At 32.8% G+C, this 21,494-nt stretch carries 18 protein-coding genes; 13 read left to right on the top strand and 5 right to left on the bottom strand.

What is annotated here, in order from left to right:
- Positions 1-20 precede the first annotated feature (20 nt).
- Positions 21-992 (bottom strand): transglutaminase domain-containing protein, encoded by a 972-nt coding sequence (locus HM992_RS17495; protein WP_179320687.1) that lies wholly within the window; start codon positions 990-992, stop codon positions 21-23.
- Positions 993-1,023: 31 nt separating this feature from the next.
- On the opposite strand from HM992_RS17495, the gene HM992_RS17490 reads away from it, so the two are divergent.
- Positions 1,024-1,392, top strand: a complete 369-nt coding sequence (locus HM992_RS17490) for a DUF1801 domain-containing protein (protein ID WP_179320685.1) — start codon at positions 1,024-1,026, stop codon at positions 1,390-1,392.
- Here the strand turns inward: HM992_RS17490 and HM992_RS17485 are convergent.
- The 3 genes from HM992_RS17485 to HM992_RS17475 all read right to left on the bottom strand — a co-directional run bounded on the left by HM992_RS17485 (position 1,389) and on the right by HM992_RS17475 (position 4,234).
- Positions 1,389-2,363, bottom strand: a complete 975-nt coding sequence (locus HM992_RS17485; RefSeq protein ID WP_179320683.1) for a transglutaminase domain-containing protein — start codon at positions 2,361-2,363, stop codon at positions 1,389-1,391. The genes HM992_RS17490 and HM992_RS17485 overlap by 4 nt on opposite strands.
- 204 nt (positions 2,364-2,567) lie before the next feature.
- Positions 2,568-2,933 carry a fluoride efflux transporter CrcB gene (gene crcB / locus HM992_RS17480; RefSeq protein WP_178983819.1) on the bottom strand — a complete coding sequence of 122 codons (366 nt, stop codon included), beginning with the start codon at positions 2,931-2,933 and terminating at the stop codon, positions 2,568-2,570.
- A 281-nt stretch (positions 2,934-3,214) separates the two neighbouring features.
- Positions 3,215-4,234 carry an SRPBCC family protein gene (locus tag HM992_RS17475; protein WP_178983820.1) on the bottom strand — a complete coding sequence of 340 codons (1,020 nt, stop codon included), beginning with the start codon at positions 4,232-4,234 and terminating at the stop codon, positions 3,215-3,217.
- Between the two features lie 93 nt (positions 4,235-4,327).
- Between HM992_RS17475 and HM992_RS17470 the strand changes: the two genes are divergently transcribed.
- The 12 genes from HM992_RS17470 to HM992_RS17415 all read left to right on the top strand — a co-directional run bounded on the left by HM992_RS17470 (position 4,328) and on the right by HM992_RS17415 (position 20,049).
- Positions 4,328-6,364, top strand: coding sequence for a dipeptidyl-peptidase 3 family protein (locus tag HM992_RS17470; protein ID WP_179320681.1), 2,037 nt, complete (start codon positions 4,328-4,330; stop codon positions 6,362-6,364).
- A 252-nt stretch (positions 6,365-6,616) separates the two neighbouring features.
- Positions 6,617-7,771, top strand: a complete 1,155-nt coding sequence (locus HM992_RS17465; protein ID WP_179320679.1) for a DUF3095 family protein — start codon at positions 6,617-6,619, stop codon at positions 7,769-7,771.
- A gap of 215 nt (positions 7,772-7,986) precedes the next feature.
- Positions 7,987-8,658, top strand: a complete 672-nt coding sequence (locus HM992_RS17460; protein WP_179320677.1) for a phosphoglycolate phosphatase — start codon at positions 7,987-7,989, stop codon at positions 8,656-8,658.
- Between the two features lie 219 nt (positions 8,659-8,877).
- Entirely contained in the window at positions 8,878-9,741 is an 864-nt protein-coding gene (locus HM992_RS17455) for a DUF2971 domain-containing protein (RefSeq protein WP_179320676.1), read from the top strand.
- Between the two features lie 172 nt (positions 9,742-9,913).
- Positions 9,914-10,606: a phospholipase D family protein gene (locus HM992_RS17450; protein WP_179320674.1), complete on the top strand. Its 693-nt coding sequence runs from the start codon at positions 9,914-9,916 to the stop codon at positions 10,604-10,606.
- Positions 10,607-10,682: 76 nt separating this feature from the next.
- Positions 10,683-11,405, top strand: coding sequence for a tRNA-uridine aminocarboxypropyltransferase (locus HM992_RS17445; protein ID WP_262890891.1), 723 nt, complete (start codon positions 10,683-10,685; stop codon positions 11,403-11,405).
- A gap of 74 nt (positions 11,406-11,479) precedes the next feature.
- Positions 11,480-12,007: a hypothetical protein gene (locus HM992_RS17440; protein WP_179320671.1), complete on the top strand. Its 528-nt coding sequence runs from the start codon at positions 11,480-11,482 to the stop codon at positions 12,005-12,007.
- Positions 12,008-12,147: 140 nt separating this feature from the next.
- A complete protein-coding gene (locus HM992_RS17435; RefSeq protein ID WP_179320670.1) occupies positions 12,148-12,372 on the top strand; it encodes a hypothetical protein in 225 nt (74 codons plus the stop codon).
- 14 nt (positions 12,373-12,386) lie between these two features.
- Entirely contained in the window at positions 12,387-12,875 is a 489-nt protein-coding gene (locus HM992_RS17430) for an AAA family ATPase (RefSeq protein WP_179320669.1), read from the top strand.
- Between the two features lie 27 nt (positions 12,876-12,902).
- Positions 12,903-14,384, top strand: a complete 1,482-nt coding sequence (locus tag HM992_RS17425; RefSeq protein WP_179320668.1) for a pyridoxal phosphate-dependent decarboxylase family protein — start codon at positions 12,903-12,905, stop codon at positions 14,382-14,384.
- Positions 14,385-14,600: 216 nt separating this feature from the next.
- Positions 14,601-15,845, top strand: a complete 1,245-nt coding sequence (locus HM992_RS17420) for a glycosyltransferase family 4 protein (protein ID WP_179320667.1) — start codon at positions 14,601-14,603, stop codon at positions 15,843-15,845.
- A gap of 10 nt (positions 15,846-15,855) precedes the next feature.
- Positions 15,856-20,049 (top strand): phosphodiester glycosidase family protein, encoded by a 4,194-nt coding sequence (locus HM992_RS17415; protein ID WP_179320665.1) that lies wholly within the window; start codon positions 15,856-15,858, stop codon positions 20,047-20,049.
- 209 nt (positions 20,050-20,258) lie between these two features.
- Here the strand turns inward: HM992_RS17415 and HM992_RS17410 are convergent, their stop codons facing one another.
- On the bottom strand, positions 20,259-21,164 hold the full coding sequence (locus tag HM992_RS17410) for a TIGR01777 family oxidoreductase (RefSeq protein ID WP_179320663.1): 906 nt from the start codon (positions 21,162-21,164) through the stop codon (positions 20,259-20,261).
- Positions 21,165-21,494 lie beyond the last annotated feature (330 nt).

The raw sequence follows: 21,494 nt of genomic DNA, 5'->3' as shown, positions 1-21,494 counted from the left end.
ACGGTCGTCTTTGTGAGTGACTAAGGTGTGATTAATTTAATTTTAAATTTCATCAAAGCTAACTGCCCATCACTAATAACTAAATTTCTTCTTCGCTTATCTTTATAGGGAATAAGAGTAGTGAAGTTTCCATTTTGATATTTGAATTTTAATGTACCAGAATGACCTGAGTTATCATAAGAGTAATAATAAGTTTTGTCTTTATTAATACTAGAGAAGTCTAATTGAATTACTGAATCTGTTTTTGTGGTGATGTATCCATTGGTTTTGGTATTTAATTTTAATTCTGATGTATGGTAAGCACTGTAGAATATAGGAAAGTTGAAATAGTCAATTTTAGATATAGGTTTTTCTAGCAATTGCCATTGCTCATCGTCTGGGAAATGCGTTAGTATTAAGTTGTCTGGGTCAATCATAAAATAAGTATCAGAGAAATTGAAGAATTCAGAATTATAAATACTGTTTCCGGTTGACCAAGTTGCGTCTATGAGATACCATTTGTTATCTAATTTTACGGCGTTCCATGCATGATTTGAATTGTTTCTCTTCCTTCCAATTTCTTGGACGTATGTTTTAGCATAGCCTGTAACAACCACAGAAATAATATTTAAATCTTTTAAAACTTCTGTTAGTAACCTTGAATAACCTTCACACACTGCTGATCTTTTTCGTAGTGTTTTCTGAGCTAATTTACGGTTGTAGATTTGAAGCTTTGCTTCATAATCTGCTTTGGATTTTGAACGTATTTTTTTATTCTTTTTATTTTTTCGAAATGTTTTATAATCATATGTGATATGATTTGCTATCCAAAAATATGCTGCTCTGGTTTTTTCAATATCAGTTTCAAAATCATGTTCAATTCTATTGGCAAATTGTTCAATGGATTTAAATTTTTTAGGATATGTGGCGACTGTAGAATCTATTCCACTATAACTCTGAGAAGACATAATTTGAATTGATAGTAGTGTGATTATTATAAAAAGTCGTTTCATATTGCTAAATTAGACAAAAATTATTCCGTTTTTGAATCCAGCCGAAGCCCACATCCTAAAACAACCAGAACCTTTCAAATCCATATTTATGCATTTGCAAGTCTTGGTTGAGCATACCTTGCCAGAAGCCGATTTATTATACAAATGGAGAATGCCATGCTATTACATAGATAAGCGACCAATCTGCTATCTCAATAAAAGTAAAGATTATGTAGATGTTGGCTTTTGGCATTCCGCACATTTATCAAAACAATGGGATGCTTATTTGGTAAGTGAAAAACGGAAAGTTGTAAAATCATTACGCTACAAAACGCTAGATGATATTGATGATGCCATTTTCATTTCAATCCTAAAAGAAGTCGAAGGACTGAAGGAGAAAGGCTTTTATAAAAAAGGTTAGTTTTTAATTTTAAAATCTAAAATTTTTTCATTTTCAGAATAAAAACTTAGGGTGCGAGATGCATCAGACTTACACTTAATAATAGCGGCATAATTGTCAATATCAGTTTTTTGAACTCTAAGTTTTTTAAGGGTTGCCTCGTTATTAAATTTGTAATAAATACTACCTTTCAGTTTTTTTGATTCAAATGATACACTAATCTTTTTATCCTCTTTCGATACCGTAAGAAGTCCTGTTTGATGGTTAGAAAGTTGTAAGCCACTCACAAAATATTTACTATAAAATATAGGTCGTTTAAAGAAAGATTTAATACTTACGGGATCTGAAATCAATTGAAATTTAGGTTGGGCTGGTAAATGCGATAATATAAATTTCTCAGGATTTGTAAAGAAGTAAAAGTCATTTAATTTTATAACCCATTCTCCAGTAATAAGGTCTTCGTATCCAGCTGCGAAAGTTAGATCTATGAGCTTCCATTGATTATCGATTTTAACGACGTTCCATGAATGATTTTTAGTATAATTTGAAGTATTGATATAATTGACAGAATTCTTAGTAATACCGTTAACGGTTTTAACTTCTATATTTGATTTTAAACAGAGTTCAGTAAAGAGGGAGCTATAACCAAAACATAATGCTTTCCTATTTTCGAAAATTTCTTTTGCTAAGTTTTCTCTGTTCTGATTGGCTATGGACTTATTAATCATCTCGGAGTCAAAACGTATAACTAATTGTGGAGCTCTAACGGCATAGTATTTAGTTAAATCATATGAAATATTTTGAGTTGTCCACGTGAAAAAAGCCCTGACTTTTTCAGTATCAGTATTAAAATCATTATTGACACGCGACGCCAATTCATCAATAGAATTGAACTTAGGGTAGTTTTTTACTGTTTCATCAATCAATTTGTAATTTTGAGAGTGAATAGTAATACAAAATAAGATTAATATGATATTGATTAAGAGCTTCATGATTTAAATATAAAGTAATTTTATTAAAAATGAATCGCGCCAAAACACGACCTAATAGAAACTATTTTATTCATTCTTTTCATCATACCATTTTGTAAATCCTTGTAAAACCTTCAGGTAATTCAAACTTTGCGCCTTTGCGCCTTCGCGAGAAACTTTTTTTACTCTGCAACTCTGCGTCTTTACACATCAGCAAGAGCAAAATCACTTCACCAAAAACATCCCTAAAAACACAGCCAAAAATCCAACTACAAAACTCGCCACAGTATAAATGGCAAAGCTCATAAAGTCGCCCGATTTTAAAAATACATGATTCTCATAAGCAAACGTGGAAAATGTGGTAAAACCACCACAAAACCCAGTCGCTAAAAGCAAGGTCTGACTTTGGGACAGTGTTTCATTTTTAGCCGCTAAGCCAAGAATAATTCCAATGAGTAAACTCCCAATTACATTAGCTGCAAAAGTTCCATAAGGAATTCCGGTTTCAGAATTGTTAAGCCATTTTCCAATTATAAAGCGCAGGACGCTACCAAAGCCACCACCAAGGAATACGAGAATAAGTTGTTTCAATTGTTTTAGTTTTTAGTTGGTCTTTGATAGTTGTTGGTTCGAAGTCTATTCTCTTCAAACATCAGAACTAGGGAATTAAGTTATTTAGTCACGACGTTATTTAGTTATATTCTTAATCACGATTTAACGAGATTTTTTTAACTTCACACTTCACACTTCACACTTCACACTTCACACTTCACACTTCACACTTCACACTTCACACTTCACACTTCACACTTCACACTTCACACTTCACACTTCACACTTCACACTTCACACTTCACACTTCACACTTCACACTACTTTACTGCTACATAAATTTCAGTAATCCAATTCGCAGGATTTTGCTCACTCATAGGATCGGTTAAATAGGTTTCAAGCATTGGTCCACCTTCAATCATTTCTAAATTATTGTCAGCAATATAATTCATAGTGGTATCCCAAGCTTCTTTCAAATTAGAATAGTTACCTTTTAAAACGGTTCTTACTGCTGTAAATGATTCTAGTTTACCCGTTAAAATTTCGGCTTCATCCGTAATAATTCTAGAATTCGTTGGTACACAAGTAGAGAACATTACAGTATCATTTTCTTCATCCCATTTGTGATATAAAATAAATGGTGGTCCAGCCATAGTAACATTATGCGTTATAGCGTAGGCTCCAACTTTTGGTAACATAGCGGTCATATTTTTTTCAAAATCACTGAATTTACAAGATGCTGTGTTGTACAAATAATAACCTCCACTGTGTTGTGTGGTGCCTTCTACTTTGATAGTATATACTTTCATGTCAGCTAGTACTACACTATCTAGTTTTTCTAAACTGCGTTCATAATCAGGTCCCACTTGGTTTTCCATTCCACCAGAAAAGGCTGACCACATTTTAAATCCAAAAGGCAAATTATCGCCAGAAATTGTCCAAGTCACATCCGTAGTGCCATCTTCATTAGCTTTAAAATCCCAATTCACATCAGATTTCGGATACGTTGCGAATTGCATCTCTTGTGTAATTGAGGTATTAGGATTTACACCTGTCGTGCTCATATAACCTTCATCTCCATTTTCATTCCATGTGTAAGAACCTCCAACACCTTTGGTAGTATCGCCTAGTGTTACCACTATTTCAGGATTAGTTTCAATCCAAGAACTCCACGAATTCCAAGTCTTAAAATCTACCACAGTGTTATAAATAACAGATGCTGGTGCTTTTATGGTTCGCGTTCGCGTTACTTCGTACGAATTTGGCTGCACTGCAATATAAATTGAAACTCCAATGACAAGGATGAGTAATAATAAGAGGAAGGATTTAAATGCTTTCATTTATAGGGATTATTTTTTGTGTTTATCAAAGATAGTCATTTTATGATATGTGATATATACATTACCTTTGTGTATAACAAATATATAAACCCTATGAATTTAAAATCCTTATTTAAAATCTGTCTTCTTGCCTTAATACTTGTGTCATGTAAGAATGAAGCAAATGAAGCACCAACCGAAACCGTAGAAGTTACGGAAACGGATTTTAGTTTTAATGTTGAAGAATTTGCAGACATTAAAATTTTACGTTACCAAATACCAGGTTGGGAAAACTTAAGCTTAAAGGAACAAAAACTAGTTTACTATTTAACGCAAGCAGGTCTTGAAGGTCGTGATATTATGTGGGATCAAAACTACAGACATAATCTTAAAATTAGACATGCTTTAGAGAATATCTATACCAACTATGAAGGAGATAAAACAACGGACGATTGGTCTAATTTCGAAAGCTTTTTAAAACGCGTTTGGTTTAGTAATGGTATTCACCATCATTATTCTAATGCTAAATTACAACCCGCTTTTAGTAAGGAGTATTTAAATGAATTATTAACTGCAACCAATACCACTTTAGAAGGTGAAGCATTTGACGTTTTATTCAATGATAAAGATTCTAAAAAAGTGAATCAAGCTAAAGGTATTGATAATGTCTTAGAATCTGCCGTTAACTTTTATGGTCCAGATGTTACCAATAAAGATGTAGCAGATTTCTACAAAACGAAAGTCTCTCCAGATCAAGAGAAGCCATTATCTTATGGTTTAAACTCACAATTGGTAAAAGAAAATGGAGTTTTAAAAGAGCGCGTTTATAAATCTGGCGGCTTATATGGTGCAGCTATAGACGAAATTGTAAAGTGGTTAGAAAAAGCACAAGGAGTTGCAGAAAACGAAGCACAAGGCAATGCCTTAGGTTTATTAATTGATTATTACAAAACAGGAGATTTACAAACTTGGGATGATTATAATGTCGCTTGGACAGCGGCAACCGAAGGTAATATAGATTACATTAATAGTTTTATTGAAGTGTATAACGACCCTTTAGGGTATAGAGGATCTTACGAAACCGTAGTTCAGATTAATGATTTTGACATGTCAGCAAAAATGGCTGTATTGTCTGAAAACGCGCAATGGTTTGAAGATAATTCACCATTAATGGATGAACACAAAAAAGACAGTGTTGTTGGTGTGACTTACAAAGTGGTAAACGTTGCTGGTGAAGCAGGTGATTCATCTCCAAGCACTCCAATTGGTGTTAATTTACCAAATGCCAACTGGATTAGAGCTGCCGTTGGAAGTAAATCAGTATCCTTAGGAAACATTATTAATGCGTATAATAATGCAGGTGGTTCTGGTCGTTTAAAAGAATTTGTTCATGATGAAGAAGAGTTACAACTCGAAGAAGAATACGGACAAATAGCAGATAAATTACACACAGCATTACATGAAGTTATTGGACATGCCTCAGGACAATTAAATCCTGGCGTTGGTGAAACTAAAGAAACACTTAAAACATACGCTTCTACTTTAGAAGAAGGTCGTGCAGATTTAGTTGGTTTATATTATTTATACGATTCTAAATTACAAGACTTAGGTTTAGTTGAAGACTGGAAAAAAGTAGGTAAAGCGGCTTTTGACGGTTATATCAGAAATGGTTTAATGACACAATTAATTCGTTTAGATTTAGGTGACGATGTTGAAGAAGCACACATGAGAAACAGACAATGGGTTTCGGCTTGGGCTTTCGAAAAAGGAAAAGCAGACAACGTTATTGAAAAAGTAACCAGAGACGGGAAAACATACTTCAATATTAATGATTACGAAAAATTACACGATTTATTCGGGCAATTGTTAAGAGAAACGCAACGTATTAAGTCGGAAGGAGATTACGCTGCTGTTGAAGCTTTAGTTGAAGGTTATGGTGTAAAAGTAGATCAAGCCATTCATGCTGAGGTTTTAGAGCGTAACAAGCAATTTCCATCACCACCATACAGTGGTTTTGTAAATCCGGTTTTAGTTCCTGAAATGGATGATGCTGGCGAGATTACAGCAATTAAAGTAACACAGCCAAATGCATTTGCTGAGCAGATGTTAAGATACAGTAAGGATTATAATAACCTTCCTGATGTGAATTAAGTTGTAAATTAATATAAATTTTGAAAAAGCACTTGCAGTTTGTAAGTGCTTTTTTTCTGGAATAAAATATATTAATAGCAAACTATAATTATCAATTATTTTATAACGTTGCATACTTTTAAAATTGATTATATTTAAGATAATTGGATTTAGTAGTCTTTAAACGCGGTTGATATGGTGTGTTTAAAAGCGGCTTGAAACTAAAGATTGAAAGCATTTCAAAGAAAAAGAAAGCAATTTGTATCGGTACTAATGGAAAATATAAAATTTTATAACCAACTAAAAAAATCAACTGATACTCTTACAGAGTTATTGGAAACTGAATCTTATTTTTCTGAAGTGCCCAATACGTGGCACGTTGTGGTGGTTGATATTTTAAATTCTACACAAGCGGTTGATGAAGGCAAACACCATCAAGTTAATCTAACCGCTACAGGAGCTATAATTTCCGTTTTAAATTTTATCAGAAAAGAAAAGCAAAACATAGAAGTACCCTATTTTTTTGGAGGTGATGGCGCTACATTTATTATTCCCACTTTATTTTTAGAACGAATTATACAAATTCTAGATAATTATAGTCTTCATATTAAGAATCACACCAATTTAATACTTAGAGTCGGTCATATTTCCGTTAATTATTTAAGGGGTCAGGACTTCGGTTTAAAAATAGCAAAACACCAACTAACCAATCAATTATCGATTCCTATTGTATTAGGTAATGGTTTAAAAAAGGCTGAGGACTTAATAAAAACAAATTTTGAAGAGAGTAGAACTCATTTTGAAAAAGCCCTTTTAAATTTAGAAGGCATGGAGTGTCGTTGGAAGCAGATTAAGCCTATTCAAACTCAAAAAAAAGTAGTCTGTTTATTATTAGATGCTATACATGAAGACGATCAACGACGAATTTATAAAGATGTTATTAGTGAGATGGATCGATTCTTTGGAACTTTTGATAACAGGCAACCTATAAAAACGACTAATTTAAAATTAAATTTTAGTATTCATAATATATGGGAGGAGATGAAGATTAGCCTTGATCAGCAAAAATTAAGCTACGTCTTTAAAAAATGGATGTCAACACTGATCGGTAAATTCTATTTAAACTTTTCAAATGATGGAAAACACTATTTACAACAAATAGGGCAATTATCGCATACATTTATGCTCGATGGTATGATTAACACGGTTTTTACAGCTGAACAATCTAAAATAGATCTTTTTATCGCGTATTTAAATCAACTCGAAAAAGACAAAAAAATCATTTATGGTATTCATATCACGCATGCTTCTGTGATGTCTTGTTATGTGTTAGATCGAAAGACCAAACATTCTCACTTTGTAGATGGCACCGAAGGAGGTTATACGTCTGCAGCCAAAATGCTTAAACAAAAGTTGAAACATGTTTAGAACCTTTGTTCGAAGTTGAAAACACATATGAAATCTTAAAATCTATAAGTTCGATTGTATTTTACGATTGAAAATGAGCAGATGACTATCGAGAATAAGAATTTGTTGTAAACGAGTCTGTGATTATAAACCACCCATAATCGTGACTAATTTTACAGAACTTATAAGCTTTATTTTATCCAAAACTTCCGCATCTTTGCGTAAAATTAAACATTGTGAATTTTAAAGATAAAGACCTTATTATATTCGATTTTGATGGCACACTAATTAATAGTATTCCAGATTTGACCTTGGCTGTAAATAAAATGTTGAAACATTATAGTTTACATCCCTTAACCATAGCACAGGTCACACCTTATATAGGCAATGGCGCAAAACCTTTGGTGCGTAGAGCTCTAGAATATAGAATGCAAGATAAAGCGTTGCCAGACACCTTGCTAAAAGAAGCATTTGATATCTATTTGGCGGCTTATAAAGACGCCATTTGTATTGATACGTTTATGTATCCTGGTGTTTTAGAAACCTTAAAAAGTTTAGATAAAAAAGGCTATAACATGGCGATATGCACAAATAAACCTTACGGATTTATAGAACCGATTTTAGACACCTTAGCGATTACAACATATTTTAAACGTTGGATAGGCGAAGATTCCTTAGCTGAGAAAAAACCAAGTGCAGCACCATTGTTACACTTAGTAAAAGAATTGAATACAACGATAGAAAAAAGCATCATGGTTGGTGACTCTAAAAATGATATTCTAGCCGCTCAGAATGCTAACATGGACAGTATTGGTGTCAGTTATGGTTATAACTATAATGAGAATATTGTAGATTATAAACCAACTGTAGTAGTTGATGAATTTGCTGAACTTACAAAGTTGTTTTAAAGAGATAAAACTTAGAAAACATAAATTTTGAAAAAGCACTTACAGTTTTGTAGGTGCTTTTTTTTTGTTAAAATGTACGTGACTTTACGTATATGAAAGTTGAAAATATTTAGTAATTTTAAAGATTACTAAAACAACATGAAAGTTTCTGTATCCTGACTTATTTACAGGATATTGTTAATAAAAGTTATTATATAACGAGTTGGCAACAAGCCGAAAATGAAAGACGAAATCAAAAAAGACATAAAGTTTATTAATGACAATCAAATTTCTGATGAGGACTATTTATGGAAATATTTAGACTTACATAAATTCTTGTCTTTAATTATTTTAAAATCATTTCATTTAACTCGTTTGGATAAATTCGAAGATAAAAGAGAGGGAATTTCACCTATTCATTTATTATTTCAAAATCATAAAAAGGAATTTGATAATCATATAATGTTTGATAATATACGAACATATATGACTGTTGATACATTTGGTGGTACTATGAATAAAATTCAAGATGAATTAAATAAAATACAAAGATTCAACTATGCTAGTTGTTGGGTTATTGGAAATAAACAAACAGAATCCGTTGCAATGTGGAATTTGTACAGCGACCCAAAAAGTTTAGCTATTAGAATCAAATATTCTGATTTTAAAAAAAATATTCTTAAAAACGGATACAGAACTAGTGGATTCGGTAAAGAATTAATTTGCTCACCTGTAGATTATTTAAATTTTCAAGATAAAAATAACATTACAGAATACACTGACAACTTATCAGATAGTGTATTTTTAAAAGACATTAGTTTCAAACACGAAAATGAATTTAGAATAGTTGCAAGAGAAAAGGAAAGAGAGATACCAACTATAAATTATAAACCAAATATATCAAGAAGTCACATTGAGAAATTATACAATTCAGCATATAATAATCCAGGAACGAAAATTGAATTAGAAAATTTTGAAAAATATAACTTTGAAATCGTCCATCATCCAAAATCAACTAATTGGACTAAAGAAAATATCAATGAAATAGTAAAGAGGTTTAATATCAAATTTGATATTTTTGATTCAAACCTTGAACTGAAATAAAGCCAGTTGCCAACAACGTATATAATTTATGGCTGGTTCTAGCCTACTTGCGAAAATCCTCACAGATTCTATATGTGGTTTGTATTTGCTAAACTAGGCGCTTAAGACACGCAGAAAACCCTATACAATCACCCTGTGTGTAATATAACCAAAACCTACAAAAACATAAAAATTGAAAATAATTGGAACAACAGAAATTTCTTTTGAAATAGAAAAGATACTTAATAAAGCAGAAAAATTTTTAGTTTTAGTAACACCATATTTAAAACTAAATCAAAGAATTAAAGTTAGATTATCTGATGCTTTTAAAAGAGTAGACAATATATATATTCTACACAGAGAAAAAGAGCTGAATTATAATGAAGCTAATTGGCTAAAATCTTTTGATAACATAAAGATATTCCCAATAAAAAATTTACATTCAAAAATTTATCTAAACGAAGATTCCCTTTTAATTTCGTCTATGAATCTTTATGAATATTCTCAAGTAAACAATCACGAAATTGGAGTGAAAATGAATTATTCCGATGACACAAAAGAATATAATAACACATTAAACGAAATAAGAATTATATTAGAATCTCAATACGCAAGTTCAACTCATAACTTTGAAGAAATTTTAGAAACTACTGAAAACTATTCGATGAGTCGCTTATTTCGCGAATTGAATGACAAATACAGTTTTAGAAATTTCAGAAAAGGTTCACAAAGTCTTTATGAATATATTTCTGACAAATCTAGAGTATTAGTAGAATTTGACGAAAGCGAATTATATCAAGATAAAACTGCTGTTTTGAGATCAACTGAGCTTGGAAAAGAACGATATCAAATATTAGGGAAAGAATTAAAGAAACTATCGAATTAAAAAATCCTCGCCCACAAAACCGCGCTATTTTTCTACAAAACCGTTACCACCAATAAAACAATAAGCTATTCACACTTTGCAACCAGAAACAAAAACCCCAAGATTAACCTGTTACAAATGTATGAGTCCTAAAAGCACCTGTATTTGTAAACATATCAGTCCTTTACATACCAAGACGCGTTTTATTATTTTGATGCACCCAAAAGAGTACAAGAAAGAAAAAAATGGAACGGGACATATGACGAAACTTCAACTCGAAAATTCAGAAATTATAGTCGGTGTCGATTTTACCAATAATAAGCGCGTTAATGACATACTAGCAAATGAAAACAACAGCTCTTTTTTATTGTATCCAGGAAAAGATAACTTCAACTTATCGGTAAGCGGAAGTTCAGAAGTAAAGTCATTTATGGGGCATCATCCGCACCTCTTCATTCTAGATGGAACGTGGCCTTGCGCTCGTAAAATGCTAAAACTAAGTAAGAACTTGCAAACCTTAAAAAGAGTGAGTTTTGATAACGAGATCAAATCAAAATTTATCATCAAACAACAACCAGAACCGCTTTGTTTGAGTACTATTGAATCTGTTTATACCGTTTTAAACTTACTCAAAGCAGGAGACGTCGAACACTGTGATACAACGGATTTTCTTTTGCCTTTTGAAAAAATGATAGAACATCAACTGGAATATTTGCGAAATCCAAATAATAAAAACTACCATGCTATAGTAAAAAATATCCTTGTGGCTAAGGACATATATAAAACGGAAAGAAATACTATTTTTGAAGTAGAACGTTAAGTGTGGCTTTAATTTCCTAATTTACATGTTCAACCGCAGAACAAAGTATTCTCCTTACCACACATGGATTTAAAATGAATAAAAAACAACGAAAAGTATTTTATCCGACCCTATTTTTTTTGGGCTTGATTTTAATGGCTTGGCAAATCGCCATCTACAGAAATACAATAATTGATTTAAAAATTTTAGTCGGAATTATTCTTTTAGTGGGCATTTTAGCGTTTTTTATGGACGTTAAAAATTACGGAAAAACCTATAAATACAATGGTATTGGGCTTTATTTTTACGCGGCAATGCACTATATATGTGGTTTTGGATTTATAGTGTGTTCTTTGTTTATGCTATCTAATTACTATTTAGCAGAAACCGAACCAATTAAGAAAGAATTTGAAATTATAGAACGCTCGTCGTTGCCTGGAAGTGGAAAATATCGCAAACACGAAAGACAGCCAACATTCAACATAAATTATAATGGCGAACTAAAAGAGTTAGTCTTCCCACATAAATATTATGAGAAAAGGAACTTTTATTCAATTATAGAATTGGAAACTCGGAAAGGTTATTTTGGATTTGACATTTTGGAACATAAAAATCTAAAATAGAAAAATAGAAAACCTGTGGTAACTTTAAGTATATAGATGGATTGGTCACTGCGGATTTTTATTTCACTAAATTCGGTGCTTAACTACAAATAGCTTTAGATGTCATTTTTAAATGACTTAAGGTACTAATAAATTAAATTATGAAACTAAACCTATTATCATGCGACGCTCAAAGACCAGACAAAAGAGCCATCGCAAACTGTATTACTGAGATTTCTATTCATGGGAATGCATCACTATCTAATGAGCTTACAGAGATTCTTTTAGACGGAGACGCTGTAGATATTGAAGTTGGAGATAAAAACTCGGGTTCTGCGTTAAGAGCGTTACGGAAACTAGATGTTGATTACGAAATCGTTGAATAAAAGTTGAAGTTAAAATGATTCATCTCATAGTAGGAAATACAGGTTCAGGAAAAACGACTTATGCCAACGAACTCAAAAGAAACATTAATGGTGTTGTGTTTTCAATCGATAACTGGAATAATGTTTTGTTTCTTCCAGATAAAAAAGAAACGGATGGTTTAGAGTGGTTTTTAGAACGCATTGAACGTTCAGAACGGATGATGCTAGATTTAATCCATCAGTTAGAAAATTTAAACACGGATTCTATCCTAGATTTAGGATTGTCTAAATTCGGACACCGTGAAAAATTCAGGAAATTCGCAGAAATGAATAACTATAAAATAAAGTTGCATTTTTTAGATGTTTCTAAAACCACAAGATTAGACCGCGTGATGAAACGGAATACAGAAAAAGGGGCCACGTTTGAGTTTGAAGTGACAAAAGACAACTTTGATTTTATGGAAAAATGGTTTGAAAGACCATCTGAAAACGAACTTAATAATGGTTTTGTAATTTCAGAATAGAATAAGTATCAATTAAATAATCAGATTATGGATAAGCGAGAAAACTCAATTGAAATTAGTAAGAAAGAATTTCGAAAAATGGGTTATCAGCTCATTGATACTATCTCTGATTTTCTTGACGATATTTCAAATCAACCCGTTACAACCACCAAAACACCTTTAGAATTACAACAGCTATTAGGGAATTCACCGTTACCAAAACAAGGAGTGCCAGCTGATCAACTATTGGCATCAACGTCTAAGCTATTATTTAATAATTCACTATTAAACGGTCATCCTAAGTTTTTTGGATTTATTACATCGTCACCTGCGCCAATTGGAGCCTTAGCTGATTTGTTAGCGGCTTCTGTGAATCCAAATGTTGGTGGACAAATTCTGAGTCCGATCGCCACAGAAATAGAAAAACAAACGATAAAGTGGTTGTCTGAATTTATTGGAGTAGATCCAAGTTATGGAGGGGTTTTAGTCAGTGGAGGTAACATGGCAAATTTTACGGCGTTTTTAGCCGCAAGAACAGCGAAAGCACCAAAAAGCATCAAAGAAGATGGCCTTTCAAATACTTCAAAACAACTAATATCATACTGTTCAAAATCTACACATACATGGATAGATAAAGCCGCGATTCTATTTGGACATGGTAGCAATTCTATTCGTTGGATTCGAACAGATGGTTCAAATAAAATGAATATTGAAATTTTAGAGCGAACCATTAAAGAGGACATAAAACAAGGCCATCAACCTTTCTTGGTTGTTGGAACTGCTGGTGATGTGAGCACAGGAGTTGTGGATAATCTTGAAGCTATTGGAGCCACTTGTAAAGCTCACGATTTATGGTTTCATATTGATGGTGCTTACGGTATACCTGCAGCTGTTATCCCTGAGTTAAAAGAGGTGTTTAATGGAGTAGAGGAGGCTGATTCTATTGCGTTAGATCCACATAAATGGTTGTATAGTCCGTTAGAAGCCGGTTGTACCTTGGTTAAAAATCCAAAGCATTTAATTGATACCTATAGTTCACATCCTGAATATTACAATTTTAGTTTAACAGAAGAAGGTGGTTCATTGAATTACTTCGAATATGGACTTCAAAATTCGCGTGGTTTTAGAGCTTTAAAAGTATGGTTGGCCTTACAACAAATAGGACGTGATGGTTATGTAAAATTAATAAGTGAAGATATAGTCTTATCAAAATATTTTGGGGATTTGGCAGCACAGCATCCAGAATTAGAGACTGTAACACAAAATTTGAGTATTGCGACTCTGCGATATATTCCTGAACATATTGAAGCAAAGGGTGATGATATAAATACCTATTTAAATACATTAAATGAAACTTTAGTAAATACATTACAAGCAGGAGGTCAACTCTTTTTATCTAATGCTATAATTGATGAGAAATATTGCATGAGAACTTGCATAGTGAATTTTAGAACGACGAAAAAAGATATTGAAGAGTGTATTGAGATTATTGTTAAAGCAGGTCGGAAAATGCACCAGTTACTCAGTTAAAAATAGCCATAATAAAGATGATTTTCGTCTGTTTTTCTGAAAATAACAACTTTCAATATTATCATTTCGTTAAGATTAGCGACATAAATTTCAGAACACATAATTAAAACTTGTTTAAATTTTTGAAGTCGTAATTCCATAAACAGAGTCTTTCAAAACCTTTCAATCCTTTATGCTATGCATTATATTTAAAGAACACTAAACTTTAGATATAACATGCGAATAGGTATTATTATTGGACGAATTGGAGGTGTCGATGGCGTAGCACTCGAAACCGAAAAATGGATAGATGTATTAAAAAAAATAGGTCATGAAGTCTTTATCATGTCTGGTGAATTTGAATCCTGGACAATAGATCGTGATCACGATTATTTGTTTCCTGCCTTATCCTTCTTTTCTGTTGAAGCAGAATGGGGACAACGTAAAGCGTTTTTTGAACCCGATAAGAATCCGGATGCCTTATTAGAACACGTTGAAAAAGCATCGAATAGAATACACTTCGCTATGCGACAATGGATAGCCGATAAGAAAATTGATGTTATTCTTTCAGAAAATGCATCTGCATTGCCATGTCATCTGTCAATGGGAGTTGCCATTAAAAAACTTGTTGAAACTACAGGTATACCTATTGTAACGCACGATCATGATTTTCATTGGGAACGTGGTCAACGCTATGTGTCTGTGCATCCAGAAATCAACCACTATGTCGATAAGAATTTTCCATTATTACTGCCCAATGTAAAGCATGCTGTGATTAATACGTTTGGTGTAGAAACATTTAAAAACCGTTTTGATATTGATGCCACTTTGGTGCCAAATGTTATGGATTTTAATCGTGTCTATGGAGTGCCAACGCCAGAGAATGAATTTTTCCTGAGAGATGTTGGCGTTTTAAAAGATGAAATAGCTTTACTACAAGTTACGCGGATTGTAAGACGTAAAGGGATTGAAACAGCGATTTCTCTAATAGACCAATTAGACGATAAAAAACTAAAATTAGTCATAACCGGAAATAACAATGATGATGAGAATAAGGAATATTACAATGAATTAATTGACCAAATTCACGACTTAAATCTATCGCGTCAAATCATATTTGCAGCACATAAAGTTTTAGATCATAAAGATTTGTCTGACGTGTATGCACACGGAAGAGCGGCGACTTATTTTAGCACTTATGAAGGTTTTGGAAATGCTTTTGTGGAAACCATACTCGCTAAAAAACCAATATTCGTGAATAATTATAAGCCTGTTTATATGCAGGATATTGGTAACAAAGGTTTCGAAACCGTAATGATTGAAGACAGCAATTTAACGCCAGAAAGCATACAACAAATGTCCGATATTATTTACAACCCAAAGCGTTGTATCGAAATAGGAGAATACAATTTTAACATTGGTAAAAAACACTTTTCGTATGAAGTATTAGAAGAAAAGTTAAGCCAATTATTTACATTTTAAGAACCAAAACATGACTGATAAAAAAACAACAAAAATCTCTACTATTTTAAATGAGCTTAACAATGAAAAAATAAATACCTGGTTTGATTTAGGTTTATTCATGGATAAATTTAAAGAGAAAAATCTACCATCGGCTTTTGATGGTAATGCGTCAACATTTGATGCACATATTGAAAATGGTGGTATAGCGTTCTTAACCTTTTATTTTACGATTGATGGTATCACAGTCGAAACCGAAAAGTATGCTAAAACCTTTAAAAATATATATCCAGATATTCCGATTCACTTTATAGCTGGTGAAATTAAACAGGAAGCTGATGAGCTTATTCCAAAAACAGCGTTTAGAAAAGTAATTCCAGAAATGGAAGCCTTTGATGCGTGGCCATTATACAAGGATTTCTTTCAAATTAAAATGGAACGTGGAAGTGAAGCTTATAACAATCTTATTGGTAAGTTTTGGGACGAAGTTTTAGTTTTGGTAGAAAAGCTAGGGTCTTATATTGAAGACAATGACATTTCATTATTATATCTTATAAATGTCTGTTCTAATCCTGGTAATGTGTCATTGGCATTAGCAACGGTTTTAATTTCAGAATATTTAGGCATTCCGGTTATAAACAATAATCACGATTTTTATTGGGAAGGCGGTAACCGAGAAGTCGAAATAAAAAAGAAAGGTCTTAAAAAAGGACCAAGAGATTTCTTTTTTCACAATGCACATGTAGGCGAATTTTTCTCAATTATAGAAACGGTTTATCCATGGGAAAGTCGCTCGTGGATGAATGTAAATATCAATAGAATTCAGCAAGATCATTTGATTAATATTAATGGTCATAATCCAGCGAATGTAGCCTTATTAGGAACCGCTGTAGATACCAAATTACATCAAATGAGTAAGCGCGATATTATAAAAGCGTTTATGCAAGTTTCTTCAATTTTTGCCAATAAAAAAGATTCAATAACAGTTCATACAGCGTCGCATCATACGGAAAGTAAACGCTCTTTAAGACCTATTTTGTTAGGTTATAAAACCATTAAAAATTTCGATTTTGTAAATAACAATATCGTGTTTTTACAGCCAACAAGAGTCATAAGTAGAAAATCTATTGAGTTGAATTTTAAGCTTATTAAACGCTTGTTTTCGTACGATTCTTTTGCTGATAAATTCCTCACCAACCCACAATTAAAATTGTCGTTGATTGTTTCAGGACCCATTCCACACGGACAACAAAATTATTATCACGATTTAAAAAAGGACTTTTCTAATTTTTTAAAAGACCTTCCAAAAGCCTTTAAGTCGCGTGTGTTACTTGGGTTTTTATTTAGTGAATTCGATAAAAATGACTTCAAAAAGAAACACAAAAAACCATTAGATATTGAGCAGCTTTTTGATGTGGCCTCTTTAATTTTATTACCAAGTCAAACCGAAGGACGAGGTTTACCTATTATTGAAGCAGCAGCTTGCGGAACACCAATTTTTTGCAGACAATACGAACCAAGAGAAGTCTATGATGAAGTTATTGGCCGTCATTTAGATGAGTCACTTCGACTTAATGTTTTAGAATTTAAAGGCTCTAAAGTCCCAAAGAAATTAGCAGAAAAAATTTGTGACCACGTGTTTTATCCACAAAACAGAATGGTCGATGTTACACACAATAGAAGTGTAATTAAAAAACGTTACAGTTTAGAAGCTTTGGAGGAAAACATGCGTTACATTTTACAACGTATGTATTATCAATTGGTGTCAGTTTCTATTGAAAATAATCCGCAAGTCATTAATTTATTAAAGCAATACAAGGCTTCTGTAGATTTTGAAAATGAAGATCTCAACGCGATTCTCAATAAAAAAACACGACATTATTTACCAGGTTACGGTCGTTTGTCGTTTATGTATTATTTAAAATCATTAATTGATCCTAGCTTTTTTAGAGTCGAACAACAGTTGGTGAAAGGACGTGTAATGCGTTATGCTAGAACCATGGAAAATGACATTCCAGATTTGGTAAATACCAATCTAGAAGTCATTCATAAATACTACAATGCAATTGATGATATTTTTAAATATGTGGATGGAGAAATTTCAATTCGTCACGATCATGCGTTGGCGTATCGTCATAGGAATAAAAAATCCTACGCGTATCAGGCATTTACATATCAAGAGGTTACAGGTTTGGTGAATATGATTTATACCGATGTGTTTAAACCAACCAACTTACCGGATTTAACCTTAGCTCCACAATTTTTTGCCGATTGGGAATTAGCACTTTTTCAACTGACAAATAGTAAATATTTAGGAATTGATGATCGCAAAATTCTAACTAAAAATTTAAAGAAAAATGTACCGAAAGGGTATTTTCCGGGACGTTATATTAAGCATGAATTAGAATATTTTGTGTTACAACCTATTCGTGCACAGTTAAATCTAACGATAGAACAAGAGTTAACCTCAGAGATTTTGGAAGCAAATGTAGATCAGTTAGAGAAAATCTACATCTTTATCCATGAGGCTAGAATCACAAAATGGTTCTCAAGCGCAGACATAAAAGAGTATTTAGAAAGCGGAAAAGAGCCAGAATTAGGCTTGTTGTATAATGCAGGAGTCGTTCAAATTATAGAAACAAAGCAATGGTCAGAAGGTGTACATTTTCCACAAATGGGAGCCAAGGCCATCAAGATCTTACGCGATATTAAAGCCGCTGATGGTTTCTTAATCACCAATGGGGAATATGCTGCCATGATGACTGATATTATTGAAATCGATCATTTCCATATTGGAAAAGTGATGTATGAAATGACCGCTAAAATTATGGGTATTCCTAAAGGTAGTGGGTTTATTCAATTTGTACCTGCAGGTGTGCGTACAACATTAGCATATCCAACACCAATTCAAACGGCAAAGGATTTTGACGTCGTTCTAAAGAGTGATTTATATCAAGATTTAAAAGATAAAATAGGAGAGAAGGCATTGTTAAATATGATGACAAAAGATGCCATTGAAAATGGAACTCCTATTGCTAAGTTGTTGACTCAGATAAAGGAAGATTTAAATGAAAGTAAAACGGTTCAAAAGGTAAAATCTTCTTTCGCAGGAGGTGTTTATGAAGACGGTTTACCTTGGAGTGGAGTTTTAGCAGAAATAGATACCAAAAAACACCATTGGAAATTTGCAGCGCATATTGCTAATAAAGAACCTAAAAATGTACCAGCACTTGTAAAAGAATACAAGAAGAAAAGTAACAATCCACATAAAATTGAATTGGCTTGGAATGGTGGATATATTTTAAATCCAGAATTGGTTGGGAAATTAGGTTTGCCAGAAACTTATATTGGTTCTCCTTTAGGCTTACTAATTATGAATAATAAAGTGTTTTGTCCACCACTTTTTAATAAACCAGCCTTTATAATTTACAAAAACGGTGATGTAGACATTCGAAAAGTAAATAGTAAAGCCGGATTAATTGTTAAAGGAAAAACGAAAGACTTAACCTTTTCTAGTGCTAATTACAATACACATATCGCAACAGAACCTTGCTTCTACGATTTATCGTATACAGAGGATACCTTTAAAGGCAATGGCAATTTTATTGTGAGAATAGCAGGAAATACGGTAAAAGAAATTATTAAAACGAAGTCAAAAGAAACGGTTGCTGTAATTCCTGTTGGAATTACCTTGTCTATACCTCCTGAATTATTTTCTGACGCCATGTTTGTTGAAGGAAAATCGTTAGATATTCAATTATTAGAACCCGAAGAGAATCCTTATAAATGGGATGAAATTTCATATGCTATTGAAGCAGGACCAATGTTAATTGATGAAGGAAAACAGATTTTAAATATGGAAGAAGAAGGTTGGAAAACCACGAATTCTATTAAAACACAAGCCGCACGATTAGATTTTACAGATATGCGTGGGCCAAAAATAGCTGTTGGAATCACCAAAGCAGGTAAGTTAATGGTATTAATGGTAAACGGACGAATTAGAGAGTCTGTAGGAGCCACGCATTTTGATATGGTTGATATTTTATTAAAATACGGCATGGATAAAGCAATGGGCTTTGATCCAGGAGGAAGTAGTACGTTAGTGGTGGACGGAAACATTATGAATATTTCCCCATATAATAAGAATTACGAAAAAGATATTTATGCTTTACCACCAGAACCGAGGTTTGTAGCCAATGCGATTATGGGTTGGATTGATGAGTAATATGTAATAAAAAAGAGGCAAATATCACTATTTGCCTCTTTTTTTTATGAATTCCATCTAACCATCTAACCATCTAACCATCTAACCATCTAACCATCTAACCATCTAACCATCTAACCATCTAACCATCTAACCATCTAACCATCTAACCATCTAACCATCTAACCATCTAACCATCTAACCATCTAACCATCTAACCATCTAACCATCTAACCTAACAAATCCTCTAAAGCAGGTTTCAAATTCACAAACTGAAAATTAAAACCTTCAGATTCCACTTTCTGAGAGCTGACGCGTTGACTTTCAAACAAAAGAATATGCATCTCACCTAAAATGAGTTTCATGGCGAATTTCGGAATTTTTGGTAAAATCAAGGGACGCTTTAAAATCCGTGCAGCAGCTTTAGTTAGCTCTTTATTGCTCACCGGATTTGGTGCAACACCATTATAAATCCCTTCAAAGTTGTTTTGTACAGCAAATACAAAAAGTGATGCTAAATCTTTAACGTGAATCCAGCTTTGCCATTGTTTACCATTACCAAAAGCAGCCCCAACACCAAATTTAATTGGTTTAACAATTTCGGGTAATGCACCACCATTGTTGGCTAATACTAATCCAATTCTAATTTTTGCGACCTTACATCCCAATGCTTTAAAACCATCCACTGCAGCTTCCCACTCGTGAACAACTTTACCTAAAAATGTTTCTGAAATCTCAGTATTGGTCTCTTCGTAATAGTTTGTTAAGCTTGTTGGGTAAATACCAATAGCACTAGCCGAAACAACTTGGTCAATGTGGTAATTATGTGTTTTTATAGTGTCTTGTAGAAGTTGAGCTGTTTCTGTTCTGCTATTAAGGATGATTTTTTTGTAATCGTCTGTCCAGCGTTTAGAAATGGATGCGCCAACCATATTGATAATTGAAGAGACTCCTTCAAAACAATTATGATCTATTTCCTTCTTATTTGGATTCCAATAAAATCCTTTGTAGTTTGATTCGTTACTTAATTTGGATTTAGAAGTCGTTAAATAGTGTACGTTAATTCCCTCTGCATGACATTGTTTTACAATTTCCTGCCCAATTAATCCTGTAGCTCCTGTAATTAAAACGGTCATTTTTCTTTTTATATAAAGATACGAAAGGAGTAAAGTGTTTGTAGGGATTTTAGTTTGGATTTAACGTTTGGATGGTGTTGTAAGAAGTAAAGTCTCAAAGTTTCAGAGTCAGAAAGTAACAAAGAAGAAAAAAGAATTTGTTTTTAGTCACTATTATCGCCAGTTCGAGTGTTTTGATTGTACGAGAAATGTATTGGGAACCTTGGATATAAATAAGTTTCTCCATAATTCTACGGAGCGTAATCGAAGTGTAAAATTCCTAAAATGCGGAATTTCACTCGAAGTGACGATTATTAAATATTGATATTTAGTATTTAAAGCATTTGGATC

The sequence above is a fragment of the Winogradskyella helgolandensis genome (assembly GCF_013404085.1).
Taxonomy (GTDB): Bacteria; Bacteroidota; Bacteroidia; order Flavobacteriales; family Flavobacteriaceae; genus Winogradskyella; species Winogradskyella helgolandensis.
Note: the sequence above shows the minus strand (reverse complement) of the source record. Positions and strands in the feature narration are given on the sequence as shown.